General features: G+C 75.6%; 9 protein-coding genes. 4 read left to right on the plus strand and 5 right to left on the minus strand.

Annotated elements, in window-relative coordinates; all coding sequences use genetic code 11:
• Window positions 1-272: 272 nt before the first annotated feature.
• The 3 genes from K7I03_RS03160 to K7I03_RS03170 are packed head-to-tail and all read right to left on the minus strand — an operon-like array spanning window position 273 to window position 4,440.
• A complete protein-coding gene (locus tag K7I03_RS03160) occupies window positions 273-1,937 on the minus strand; it encodes an ABC transporter ATP-binding protein (RefSeq protein WP_185942771.1) in 1,665 nt (554 codons plus the stop codon).
• A complete protein-coding gene (locus K7I03_RS03165; RefSeq protein ID WP_224346843.1) occupies window positions 1,934-3,313 on the minus strand; it encodes a CbiQ family ECF transporter T component in 1,380 nt (459 codons plus the stop codon). The genes K7I03_RS03160 and K7I03_RS03165 overlap by 4 nt, the downstream gene beginning before the upstream one ends.
• Window positions 3,313-4,440 (minus strand): hypothetical protein, encoded by a 1,128-nt coding sequence (locus K7I03_RS03170; protein ID WP_221902960.1) that lies wholly within the window; start codon window positions 4,438-4,440, stop codon window positions 3,313-3,315. The genes K7I03_RS03165 and K7I03_RS03170 overlap by 1 nt, the downstream gene beginning before the upstream one ends.
• Before the next feature lie 626 nt (window positions 4,441-5,066).
• Between K7I03_RS03170 and K7I03_RS03175 the strand changes: the two genes are divergently transcribed.
• Window positions 5,067-7,499, plus strand: coding sequence for a GH92 family glycosyl hydrolase (locus K7I03_RS03175; protein ID WP_185942770.1), 2,433 nt, complete (start codon window positions 5,067-5,069; stop codon window positions 7,497-7,499).
• Between the two features lie 195 nt (window positions 7,500-7,694).
• Window positions 7,695-9,137, plus strand: coding sequence for an amino acid permease (locus K7I03_RS03180; protein ID WP_185942769.1), 1,443 nt, complete (start codon window positions 7,695-7,697; stop codon window positions 9,135-9,137).
• A gap of 23 nt (window positions 9,138-9,160) precedes the next feature.
• Here the strand turns inward: K7I03_RS03180 and K7I03_RS03185 are convergent, their stop codons facing one another.
• Window positions 9,161-10,024 carry an Fpg/Nei family DNA glycosylase gene (locus K7I03_RS03185; RefSeq protein ID WP_185942768.1) on the minus strand — a complete coding sequence of 288 codons (864 nt, stop codon included), beginning with the start codon at window positions 10,022-10,024 and terminating at the stop codon, window positions 9,161-9,163.
• Window positions 10,025-10,141: 117 nt separating this feature from the next.
• Between K7I03_RS03185 and K7I03_RS03190 the strand changes: the two genes are divergently transcribed.
• Entirely contained in the window at window positions 10,142-10,507 is a 366-nt protein-coding gene (locus tag K7I03_RS03190; protein WP_185942767.1) for a 5-carboxymethyl-2-hydroxymuconate Delta-isomerase, read from the plus strand.
• Window positions 10,508-10,523: 16 nt separating this feature from the next.
• Here K7I03_RS03190 and K7I03_RS03195 read toward each other — a convergent pair whose 3' ends face one another.
• Window positions 10,524-11,474, minus strand: coding sequence for an ArsR family transcriptional regulator (locus K7I03_RS03195; protein WP_185942921.1), 951 nt, complete (start codon window positions 11,472-11,474; stop codon window positions 10,524-10,526).
• 132 nt (window positions 11,475-11,606) lie between these two features.
• On the opposite strand from K7I03_RS03195, the gene K7I03_RS03200 reads away from it, so the two are divergent.
• Window positions 11,607-12,848, plus strand: a complete 1,242-nt coding sequence (locus K7I03_RS03200; protein WP_185942766.1) for an alpha/beta hydrolase family protein — start codon at window positions 11,607-11,609, stop codon at window positions 12,846-12,848.
• The last annotated feature ends 19 nt before the right edge of the window (window positions 12,849-12,867 follow it).

The raw sequence follows: 12,867 nt of genomic DNA on the forward strand, positions 1-12,867 counted from the left end.
GGTGCCGCCCGCGGCCCGCGCTCCGGCGGGAACGCCGTCTGCCGCGGGTACTGCGGCGGTCATGCCGTCTCCCCTGTCTCCTGTGTCTGCCGTGTCTCCCGTGTATGCGGAAGCCGTACCGCCGTACGGTTCGGCTCCGGGGGCCCGGTCATGGGAGCCGGCGGCCCGACGCTTCCCGGGTCCGCCCGACCTCCCGCGCCGAGTGCCCCGGCCGTCGCTCCCTTCGGGGAACGCGCCCGCACCAGCCGCCTCGTAGGCCACGTCCTCCCCGCTCACGCCCCCACCCCCTCCGCCGCGACCGGCCGGCCGGCGGGTGCCAGGGCCGCCGCCACCTGCTCGACCGTCAGCCACGCCTGCGGCGCCAGCACCTTGGCCACCTGCGGCGCGAACGCCGGGGAGGCGACGATCACGTCGGCCGTCGGCCCGTCGGCGACGATCTCGCCCTCGGCCGCGATCAGGACGCGGTCCGCCGTACGGGCCGCGAACTCGACGTCGTGCGTGGCGACGACCACCGCGCGGCCCTCGTCGGCGAGGCGCCGCACCAGGGCCGTGAAACGTTCCTTCGCGGGCAGATCCAGCCCCCGCGTCGGCTCGTCCAGCAGCACCGCGCGCGGCGCGGCGGCGAGTTGGACGGCGAGGACGAGGGCGAGCCGCTGTCCTTCGGACAGGTCGCGGGGGTGCCGGGTGCCGGGGATGCCGGGGGCCAGGTCGTCGAGGAGGGTGCGCGCGGTGCCCGGCGCGGTGCCGGACTCCTGGTCGGCCTGGGCGCATTCCGCGTCCACGCTCTCCAGGTACAGCAGGTCGCTCGCCGTCTGCGGCACCAGCCCGACCAGGCCGCGCGCCTTCCGCGCCGGGACGCGGCCCGGGTCCGTACCGTCCACGTCGACCCGGCCGGAGCGGCGGGGGCCGGACCCCTGGAGCGCCCACAGCAGCGAGGACTTGCCCGATCCGTTGCGGCCCATCAGCGCGACGACCTCACCGGCCGCCAGGTCCACGGACATCCCCCTGACCGCCCGCACGGATCCGTAGCCGACGACGACATCCCGGGCCGCGAGGACGGTCTCACGCACAGCGTCGGCTCTCCCTCCCCCGGCGCCCGGTGGCGTGACCGCCCCCGGCGCCCGTCCGGCCAGGCGCTCCCGCAGCGGCCCGGCCAGGCGGCGGGCGTCGCGGACGGAGAGGGGGAGCGGGTCCCAGCCGGCGAGGCGGCCGAGGCGGACCACCGGCGGGGCCACATCGGCGTCGCGGACGGCCTCGGCCGGGGTGCCGACGGCCACCCGGCCGTCGCCGGGCAGGTGGACGACCCGGTCGGCGTACTGCAGGACGCGCTCCAGCCGGTGCTCGGCGATCAGCACGGTGGTGCCGAGGTCGTGGACGAGCCGGGTGATCGCGGCCAGGACCTCCTCCGCCGCGGTGGGATCGAGCGCCGACGTCGGCTCGTCGAGGACGAGGACGCGCGGATGCCGGGTGAGGACGGAACCGATGGCGACCCGCTGCTGCTGCCCGCCGGAGAGGGTGCGGAGGGCGCGGTGCCGCAGGGGGGCGATGCCGAGCAGGTCGAGGGTCTCCTCGACGCGTTTGCGCATGACGTCGGCCGGGGTGCCCAACTGTTCCATGCCGTAGGCGAGTTCCTCCTCGACGGTGTCGGTGACGAACCCGGCGAGCGGGTCCTGGCCGACGACGCCGACGAGGTGCGCGAGCTCCTGCGGCGGCGCCTCCCGCGTGGAGACGCCCGCGACGGTCACCTCACCGCTCAGGTGCCCGCCGGTGAAGTGCGGGACGAGGCCGTTGACGGCACCGAGGAGGGTGGACTTGCCGACGCCCGTACGGCCGGTGACCAGGCAGAGTTCCCCCTCGGGCAGGTGCAGGCGGACGTCGCGCAGCGTGGGCCGGTCGGCCCCGGTGTAGGTGACGGTGACGTCGTCGAAGGTGATCACGCGAGCGCCTCCCGCGCGGAAGGCCCGCCGCCGGCGGCGGCACGCTCGGCGGGCTCCTCGCGTGGGCCGGGCGCCGTCGCGGATCCGTCCGGCGCCGCGGATCCGTCCCTCCGTACGGGCTCCCCCGCGCTCAGGCCCCGGCCGGGCGCCGCTCCCCCGGCCGTCCCACTTCCGGCGGCCCGGTCCTCGGACGGATCCGGGCCGTTCGTCCGCTCGCCACCACTCGGCACCGACCCGGACTCCGGCCCGGGCTCCCCCGGGACGGCCCCCGGCGCCGCCGGTGCCAGCCACGCCGGGAGGGCGCCGACGAGGATCGCGGCGACGGGCAGCGGGCCCGCCTCCGGCCAGGTGAGCGGGGAGAGCGGCGGGTAGAGGTCGGCGGCGTCCGCGCGGGACGCCAGGTACAGCAGGGCGCCCGTGGCGATGCCGGAGCCGGCGACGAGGAACTCGGCGGCCCGCCAGCGGTCGGGCCGGTAGCGGCTGCGCCCGGCCCGCAGGCCGCCGACGACGAAGCCCAGGACGGCGACGGCGAGTCCGCCCAGCAGCAGCGGCACGCCCAGCCGGCGCGGGGTGTCGGAGCCGAGGACGCCGTAGAGCCCCGCGCAGACGCCGAGCAGCCCGGCGACGACGAGGGCACCGGACAGCCGGCGGGGTCCCGGCGCAGAGCGGCCGGCGCGGCCGGTGCTGCCGTAGCCGTGCGAGGCCATGGCGGCGGCCAGGGCCAGGGAGCGGTTGAGGGCGTCCTCCAGGACCGGGATGACGATGCCGCGCAGGGCGCGCGGACCGCGCTGCCGGCCGCCCCGCAGGGCCCGAGCGCGGCGGACGCGCTGGACGCTCTCGACGAGCTGGGGTGCCACGGTCAGGGCCACGACGACGGCGGTGCCGATCTCGTACAGGGCGCCGGGCAGCGCCTTGAGCATCCGTTTGGGGTTGGCCAGGGCGTTGGCGGCGCCGACGCAGACGACCATGGCGGCGAGCCGGAGCCCGTCGTAGACGCCGCCGAGCACCTGTTCGGCGGCCACCGGGCCGAACAGCCGGATGCCGGCGGCCCAGTGCGGCAGCGGCACCTCCGGCAGGGTGAACAGGACGTGCTCCCCTTGGCCGCCGCCGAAGACCACGCGGAAGACGACGCGCGAGACCACGATGAACGCGCCGAGCGTCAGGTACATGGGGAAGGCGAGCGCCCACGGGTTGTCCCCGCGCCGGCGGACGACGACGCAGCCCGCCGCCGCGACGAGGAGCGCCAGCAGCAGCGGGTTGGAGGTGCGTCCGGCGGCGGCCGCCAGGCCCAGGGCCCATAGCCACCACGCGCCCGGGTGCAGGGCGCGTGGCAGGACCAGCGGGGCGCGGAGGACGCCGCGAGGGCGTGCGGACATCACGATGCGCTGTCACCTCGTGCGGCCCGCTTGCGGCGCCAGGCGGTGACGGACGCGGAACCGGCGAGTCCGGCCGCGGCGGCGGCCACCAGGATCGTGCCGACGGGCACACCACCGCCGCCGTCCGAGCCGTGCGCGACGGTCCGCGTGCTGTCGGCGGACGTGCGCTTGCCGTCGTCCTCGCCGCCGGTCCAGTCGGCGGCCTCGGTGGGCGTGTCCTGGGGGCCCGGGGTGCGCTCGTCCGCCGTCCCGGGTGTGGCCGGGCCGGAGGGGGCGGGGGCCGCCGGGCCGGTGGGGCCGCTTCCGGGTGCGGAGGGACGGCTTGAGCCCGGGTCGCGGCGGTCACCGGAGCCACCGCTCCCGGCCGCCGATCCACCACCGCCTACGGAACCACTGGTTCCGGAGGAACGCCCGCCACCCGGACCCCCGTTGGCCGGAGCGCCGTCGCCCGGCCCACCCTTCCCCGGACCGCTGCCGCCCGGACCGCTGCCGCCCGGGGCACCGACGCCGCCTCCCCCGCCGCCCGCCGGGCGTCCGGAATCGCCGCCACCCGGCTGGGGCTGCGGTTGCCGCTGAGGCGGCCGGGGCTCTCCCTGCGGCGGTGCGGGCGTTCCCGGGCGCCGGGGCGCCACCCGGGGCGCGGGTGCTCCGCCCGCCTCCTGGTCCAGCGAGAACGACCAGCCCTCGAAACTCCCCGGAGGCGGCGTGCGGTTGGCGACACCCCACTGGCTGTACGTCCAGCGGCCGTCGTTCGGCGCGTGCCAGTAGGACCAGTACGCGCTGGCGGGCGGCGTGTCCGCGCAGGACTCCCGGCGCGGCTCGGGTTTGCTCTCGATGCGGCAGACGAAGCCCTCGCCCCACCGGAGGGTCCCGGCGATCCGGAATCCGGCGTTCTTCAGGGCGGTCAGTCCGGTGGACTGGCTGCCGGGCGCGCAGCGGACGATCGTGCTGCCGCCGAGCCCCTGGAAGTCGACGACGACGGTGACCCCGTCGCCGTCGGGACAGAAGCCGGGCCTGCCGCGGCCGGTGTCCACGGCGGCGGCGTCGCCCGCGGTGGCGAGCCCGGAGGCGACGGAAGCGGCGGCCAGCGCCAGTGCGGCCACCGACGCGCGTATCCGACCGGCCATCAAACGCCCTTCGTTGGGGCCCGCGCCCGGGCCCGCGGGCCCGCGCGGCCCCCCGCCGGTGGTCCGGACGGAGACCGGACCCGGGCCGGAAGCCGGAGGATCGAGGGCTCAGGGCTCCACGCTGCAGACCGTGACAGTGGGAAGCGGTACCGCGGCGCGCCGGGCGGTCCGGCTCGCGGGTCCGCCGGCCTTCGAAGATCGCCGCCCGGCTGGGCTCCGCTCACGGTTGCAGGTCAGCGCCGGTCTTCCACCGGCTTTCCCCGAGTGCGCCGCTCATTCGGTTGTCGTCGGACGAGGACGCCGTTCCCGTGCGGAGGACAGCGTCCCCGCGCGGAGCCGACACTCCGTCAATTGTTCGAACTGGTCGCCGGTACTGTACACCGGCCCCACCTCCCGAGGCACCGGCATTCCCCGCCGTACACCGGCAGTTCGCCCGTCCCGCACCTCCCCCGCGCCCGCCGGTCACCGGCCGTCGCGGTGCGGCCCGCCGGGCGGCCGGAACACCACGCCCACCACGCGGCGCATCCTTGACTCACCGCCCCTCGGCGACGAGCCTCCCTGAGAGTGATGCGGAGGCGCCGGGAGCGCGCCGACCCTCTTCCGCCGGCACGCGAGGGACGTGGACGATGAGACGGAGACGGACCGGACATCCGCAGCTGCGCACCAGGGTCGCCCTCCTCGCCCTGGCGGCGGCCCTGGGCGGTACGGCCGCCCTCGCGCCACCGGCTCCCGCCGACACGCCACCGGTCCCGGCCGACGCACCACCGGCCGCTGCCGCTCCCGCCGACAGTCTCCCAGCCCGGGACTCCGCCGCCGAGCGCCTCACCGACCTCGTCAACCCCTTCATCGGCACGAAGAACGAGGGCAACACCTTCCCCGGCGCCGCCGTCCCGTTCGGCATGGTGCAGCTGTCCCCCGACACCGGTCACCCCATGGGCTACGACTACAAGCACACCCGCATCCGCGGCTTCTCGGCCGTCCACCTCTCCGGGGTCGGCTGCCGGATCGGCGGGGACCTGCCCGTCCTGCCGACCACGGGGGAGGTGACCGAGACCGACAACGCCAAGTACGCCGCCGCGTTCTCGCACGCCGACGAGACCGCCCGGCCCGGCTACTACCGCGTCAAGCTCGGCTCGGGCGTCACCGCCGAGCTCACGGCCACCACCCGCACCGGGCGGCAGCGCTTCACCTTTCCCGCCACCGACAAGGCCAACGTCCTCGTCAACGCCGGTCAGTCGCTGCACCGGGGCGTCTCCAGCAAGGTGGAGATCGTCGACGACCGCACCGTGCGGGCGACGGTCACCGGGCGGGGCTTCTGCCAGGACACCCGGCCGTACACCGTGCACACGCTGACCCGCTTCGACCGGCCGTTCACCGCCTACGGCACCTGGGAGGGCGAGCGGGTGACCAGCGGCTCCCGGGCGTCCTCCGGGACCGGGCGGAACGGCGCCTGGGTGCGCTTCGACACCCGTACCGAGCAGCGGGTGGAGGCGACCACCGCCGTCAGCTACGTGGACGCGGACGGCGCCGGGCGCAACCTGGCCGCCGAGGAGGCCGGTTTCGACCGGACGGCGGAGGCGGCGCGCGCCGCGTGGGAGAAGCGGCTGGGCGACGTCGCCGTCCAGGGCGGGAACCGGACGCTGCGCCGCACCTTCTACTCGGCGCTCTACCGGTCGTTCCTCTCCCCCAACACCGGCAGCGACGCCGACGGCCGCTACCTCGGCTGGGACGGAAAGCCGCACGAGGCCAAGGGGTTCACGTACTACCAGAACTGGTCGCTGTGGGACACCTACCGCACCCAGGCGCAGCTCCTGTCCCTGCTGGCGCCCGCAGAGGCCCGCGACATGGCGCTGTCCGTGCTGCGGACCGACGCCGAGGGCGGGTGGCTGCCCAAGTGGGGGTACGGGCCGGTCGAGACCAACATCATGACCGGTGACCCCGTCACCCCGTACCTCACCAACGCCTACCGCCAGGGGCTGCTCGCGGGGCACGAGGAGGAGGCGTACCGGGCGCTGAAGCGGAACGCGGACGGGGTGCCGCCCGCCGACTCCCCGTCCATGGGCCGCGAGGCCAACGAGCGCTACCTGGCGGACGGTTACGTTCCGCTGGCGCCCGAGCTGTCCCGGCACAAGCCCGGCGACTCCGACTTCCAGCAGGGCGCCTCCGCGACCCTGGAGTACGCGCTGGCCGACGGTGTGCTGGCGGAGATGGCGGAGGCGCTCGGCCACCACGACGACGCCAAGCGCTACGCGGAACGCTCCCGCAACTACCGGAAGCTGTTCGACCCGGCGACGGGCTTCTTCCGGCCCCGCGACGCCAAGGGCGCGTTCACGGGCTCCGCGGACCCGGCGAAGAGCCCGGGCTTCCACGAGGGCACCGCCTGGCAGTACCAGTGGCTGGTCCCCCAGGACCTGCCCGGGATGATCGAGCTGATCGGCGGCCGGGAGGCGGCGGAGAAGCGGCTCGACTCCTTCTTCGCCTACGACAAGCTGCTCGCCGACCCGGCCCGCACCGCCCGCGAGGTGTGGGTGCACGGCCCGTACGACTACTACAACGCGGACAAGTACAACCCGCAGAACGAGCCCGACCTCATCGCCCCCTACACCTACCTCGCCACCGGCCGGCCCTGGAAGACCACGGACGTCGTACACGCCGCGCTGACCCTGTTCACGGACGCGCCCGACGGCATGACCGGCAACGACGACCTGGGCACGATGTCGTCGTGGATGGTCCTCTCGGCCATCGGCGTCTACCCGGTACGGCCCGGGACGGACGTGTGGGGGCTGAGCACCCCGGTCTTCGACCGCGTCGAACTGCGGCTGGACCGCCACTGGTACCCGCACGGCCGCTTCACCGTGACCGCGCCCGGCACCACCGCCACCGACCGCTACATCCAGACCGCCCGGCTGGACGGCACCGCCTTCGACCGGACGTACCTGACGACGGCGGCGCTCCGGCGCGCGGAGCGGCTGGAGCTGACCGTCGGCCCGAAGCCGGGCCGCTGGGGCACCGGGCGGTCGGCGGCGGTGCCCTCCGTCGGCCGGGGACTGATCGGCTGAGGAGCCGGGAAGGGATCCGACTGAGGAGCCGGGAAGAGATCCGGCCGAGGAACCGGGAAGAGAGCGGCCGAGGACGGATCGGCCGAAGGCCGGACGTCACCGGAGCGGCGTCTTCCGTCACCGGTTCCGGTGCACCATCATGAGCCGCCGTCAGCGTCCCGCCGACACGAGGACAGGGCGACGAGAGGACAGGACATGGCAGGGCTCCGGGCCGGTCACGGCATGCTGCGCCGCAAACCGATCGAGACCATCGAAGAGGCGGAGACGGCGGAGGCGCACGGCGAGCACCTGTCCCGCACCCTCGGCCTGTGGCAGCTCACGGCCATCGGTGTCGGTGGCATCATCGGCGCCGGCATCTTCAGCCTCGCCGGCACGATCGCCAACGGCACGGCCGGGCCCGCGGTGCTCGTCTCGTTCCTCATCGCGGGCGTGGCCAGCGCGGCGGCGGCGTTCTCGTACGCGGAGTTCGCGGGCCTCATCCCGCGGGCCGGCTCCGCCTACACCTACGGTTACGCGGTGCTGGGCGAGATCGGCGGCTGGTTCATCGGCTGGGACCTGCTGCTGGAGTACACGGCCATCGTCTCCGTCGTCGCCATCGGCATCTCCGGCTATGTCAACTTCCTGGTGACGGAGTCGGGGGCGAACCTCCCTCACTGGATGCTGGGCGCGCCGGGCACCGGGGACGGCCACCGGGTGGACCTGTTCGCCGCCGTGCTCTGTCTGCTGATCGCCTATCTGCTCACCCTGGGCATCAAGAGCGCGGCCCGCTTCGAGACGGTCGTGGTGGGGCTGAAGATCCTGGTGGTGCTGCTGGTGGTGATCGTCGGCTTCTTCCATGTGAAGAGCTCGAACTACCACCCCTTCTTCCCGTTCGGCGTGAGCGGCGCGTTCACCGGGGCCGCCACCGTGTTCTTCGCCGTGTTCGGTTACGACGCGATGTCCACGGCCGCCGAGGAGTCGAAGGACGCGCAGCGGCACATGCCCCGGGCGATCATGTACTCGCTGGGCATCTCGATGGTGCTGTACGTACTGGCGTGCCTGGTGCTGACGGGGATGCAGAACTACCAGGACATCGACAAGGAGAGCGGCTTCTCCACGGCCTTCAAGTCGGTGGGGCTGGGCGGCATCGCGGATGTCGTCGCGGTCGGGGCGATCATCGGCATCCTCACGGTGATGTTCACGTTCATGCTGGGCGTGACCCGGGTGTGGTTCGCGATGAGCCGCGACGGGCTGCTGCCCAAGTGGTTCGCGCACACCCACCCGACGCGGCACGTGCCCACCCGGGTCACCTGGATCGTGGGCGTCGCCTCGGCGCTCATCGCGGGGTTCGTGCCGATCGGAGAGGCCGCGGAGCTCACCAACATCGGGATCCTGCTGGCCTTCGCGGTCGTCTGCACCGCCGTGATCGTCCTCCGGTACAAGCGGCCGGAGCTCCCCCGCGGCTTCCGCTGCCCGGGCGTACCGGTGGTGCCGGGCGTCGGGGTGGCCGCCTCGATCTGGCTGATCACCTATCTGGCCTGGCAGACGTGGGTGCGGTTCGCGGTGTGGTTCGTGATCGGGCTCGCGGTGTACTTCTCCTACTCCTACCGGCACTCGGAGCTGGCGCACGCGGACGCCCGCGGGGTGCCGCAGGACTGATCGTGCGCTCGGGACTGATCGCGCTATTTCAGCAGCCGTGACAGCCGCCGGTCGGCCAGCGGCTTCCCGCCCGTCTGGCAGGTGGGGCAGTACTGGAGCGACGAGTCGCTGAACGACACCTCGCGGATGGTGTCGCCGCAGACCGGGCAGGGTTCGCCGGTGCGTCCGTGCACCCGCAGGCCGCTCTTCTTCTCGGCCTTCAGCCCGGCCGCCGCCTGCCCGCGCGAGCGCTCGACGGCGTCCCGGAGCGTCGTCCGCAGCGCCTCGTAGAGGGCGGCGGCCTCCTCGTCCGTCAGGGCCGACGTCGGTTTGAACGGGGACATCCGGGCCGCGTGCAGGATCTCGTCGGAGTAGGCGTTGCCGATGCCGGCGATCACGCTCTGGTCCCGCAGGAAGCCCCTGACCTGGCGGCGTTCACCGTGCAGGAGGCGGGTGAAGGCGTCGAGGGTGAACGCGTCGGCCAGCGGGTCCGGGCCGAGGCGGGCGATCCCGGGCACGTCGGACGGGTCGTGGACGCAGTAGGCGGCGAGGCGTTTCTGGGTGCCCGCCTCGGTCGCGTCGAAGCCGGCGCCGCCGGCCAGCCGGACGCGCAGGGCCAGCGGCCCCTTGCCGGGGCGCGGCGGGGCGGCGGGGAGGGCGTCCTGCCAGCGCGGCCAGCCGGCCCGGGCGAGGTGGAGGACGAGGTGGGGGCCGCCCTCGGTGGCGATGTCCAGGAACTTCCCGTACCGGTGGACCCCGGCCACCGGCCGGCCCTCCAGGGCGGTGAGCGGCGGATCGTAGGTCTTGAGCACGCTCACCGCGACCGGCAGCACCTTCTCGACCGTACGGCCGGCCAGCCGCTCGCCGAGGAAGGCCGCGAGCGCCTCGACTTCCGGCAGTTCGGGCATGGTTCCAGTGTGACGGGGGTGACGGGACGGGCAACTCGGCGCCGGCGGGGGCGTACGAGAGGATGATCACTCGTTCGGCCGTATCCGCTTGCGCATCATGAACACCGGGAGCCACCCATGCCGCACTTCGCCGTCGACTACTCCGCTTCCCTGGCCGGCGCCTTCGACCGGCGCGCCTTCGCCCTGGCCCTCCACCCGCTGACCGCCCGCGTCCTGGACACCGCCGCGACCAACTGCAAGACGCGGTTCCGCCGCTGCGAGGAGGTCGTGGTGGCGGACGGGCTGCCGGGGCAGTCGCTGGTGCACGTCGAGGTGGCGGTGCTGCCCGGGCGTACGGACGAGGCGAAGGCCGCGCTGAGCGAGGCGGTGCTGGCACTGGTGCGGGAGCACACGGCGGGGGCGGAGGGAGTGGTGCACGCGTCGGTGAACGTGGGCGAGCTGAGCGCTTCCTACCGTCGGCACATCGGGGCGGCGGGCGCCTGATCGACCGCCCCCGCCCTCACCGCCGTACCAGCAGCTCCCCCAGCGCCGTCCGGCGGTGGACCACCGCCCGGCCCCGGCGGACCGAGGCGACCAGGCCCGCGCCGCGCAGGGCGGCGGCGTGGGCGGAGGCCGTGGCGTTGCTGACGCCCAGCCGGCGGGCGAGGCCGGTCGTGGTGTGTTCGTCCGCCAGCAGGAGCAGGGCTTCGTGGCGGGTCCGGCCGAGTACGGCGGTCAGCGGCTCGGCCGGGCCCTCCGCCGCGGCGGGGTCGAGCGGCAGGCCGGGGCCGGCCGGGTAGGTGAGGGCGAGCGGGCCGTCGGGGAGGTCGGCGACGAGCGGGTGGCCCGTCCAGTGGAAGGTGGGCAGGAGGAGCAGGCCGCGGCCGGCCGGGCGGAGGTCGCGGTCGACGGGGGACGGCAGTTCCCAGACGGTTCCGCGCAGTCGACCGCCCGGGACCAGGGCGGCGAGCGCCGCGCCGGTGCCCTGCTCGGCGGCGGTCACCGCGTGGCGGGTGAACTCGGCCCGGTGCAGGTCCTGGACCAGCGGCCAGACCGGGGCGAGGACGGTGTCGAAGGCCGCCCGCTGGGCCCGGCGCAGGAGCCGCCACGCGGCGGGGTCGTCCGCGTGCAGCCCGCGCACCCACGGCGTCGGCGGGCGTCCGCCGTGGACGCGTTCCAGCTCCGGGCGGACCAGGTCCGGGGCGGCCCGGACGGCGTCCAGCCCGTCGGCGAGGGTGTCGTGGAAGACGTCGAGGAAGCGGGGCGCCGCTCCGAGGGGCACCAGGTCCGCGAGCGGTTCGGCGGCGGGCGGCAGGGCGCGGAGGAGCCGCTGCCGCCACCGGCCGAACAGCAGCGCGTCGCGCGGCCGGACGAGCATGCTCAGGGCCGCGTTGAGCTCCTGGAGCGGGGCCGGGCGGGGCGCGAACCGCACCCGGGTGAGGTCGTCCGCCGTCAAGTGGACGCGGAGCAACGGGTTCTCCCTCCTGGGCGCCATCGTTTCGGCGTCGGCCTGAACGTTCGTCCGGGCCGGCCGCCGGCGGCCAGCATGCCCGTCGTGGCCGCCGCACCGACGCGCGGGGGCCGTCGAACGAAGGGGAGCATCATGCCGTACACGCGTCCGACCGTGAGCAGACGGTCCGTCATCGCCGCCGCGGCGGCCGCGGGGCTGCCGCCGGCCGGGGGCGCGGCCGCCCCGGGCCGGCCGGTCGTCCTGCGGCTGCCGGCGCCGAGCGGTCCGCATCCGGTCGGGGCCACGGTGCTGTACCTGGTCGACCGTTCCCGGCCCGACCCGCTGACGCCCGGGATCCCGGTCCGGGAGGTGATGGTCACCGTGTGGTACCCGGCCGGACCGGTCCGGGGCCGGATCCGCGCGCGGCAGATGACGCCGGGCGCCGCCGCGCTCTTCGCGGAGATCGACGTCCGGGTGCACCGCCTGCCGTCGGCGGGTGTGGACTGGGCCGCCACGCGCGCCCACGCGTACGTCGACGCGCCCGCCCTCGCGGGGCGCCGGCCGGTGCTGCTGTACAGCCCCGGGGGCGGGGATCCGCGCACCCTGGGCACCGGGCTCGCGGAGGACCTGGCGAGCCACGGGTACGTGGTGGCCGCCGTCGACCACCCGGGGGACGCCGGCGAGGTGGAGTTCCCGGTGGCCGCGCCCGGGCGGGAGCGGGTGCGGCCGACCGTCCTCACCGGGGAGCCCGGACCGGAGCTCTTCACCGTCCTGGCCGACACCCGGATCGCGGACCTCCGGTTCGTCCTCGACCGGCTGGCGGACGCGGCCGCCGGGCGGTCACCGGAGGCGCTCGGGCGCCCGCTGCCCCGGGGGCTCGGCGCGGCCCTGGACCTGCGGCGGGTGGGCGCGTACGGGCACTCCCTGGGCGGGACGGCGGTGACGGAGGCCCTGCGCGCGGACCGCCGGATCCGGGCCGGCGTCAACCTGGAGGGGTACCTCGACCACCCGCCGGCCGCCGACGGCCGGCCCGGGGAGCTGTTCCCCGTGGCACGGGAGGGCACGGACCGGCCGTTGCTGCTGGCCGGCACGGACGGCTTCCGGAACCAGCGGTTCGAGCGCTCCTGGCCCGCCGTGCTGGCCCGCTCGGGCGGCCGGGCCCGGCGCCGCCTCCTCCACGGCGCCGGGCACTGGGTGTTCACCGACTACGCGGCCCTGGCACCCCGGCTCCAGGCGGCGGGCCTGATGCCGGCCCGGGACCGGGACGCCCTCGTCGGCCCGGCCGGGCCGGAGCGGTCCGTCCCGGCGGTGCGGGGGCTGGTGCGCTCCTTCTTCGGCCGGTACCTGCCGCCGTGCGGGCGGGAGGCGGCCGACCGGGCAGCCCGCGGCGCGTAAGCCCTGGGGGCCGGAAGCG

The organism is Streptomyces mobaraensis, from assembly GCF_020099395.1.
In the GTDB taxonomy this organism is placed as follows: Bacteria; Actinomycetota; Actinomycetes; order Streptomycetales; family Streptomycetaceae; genus Streptomyces.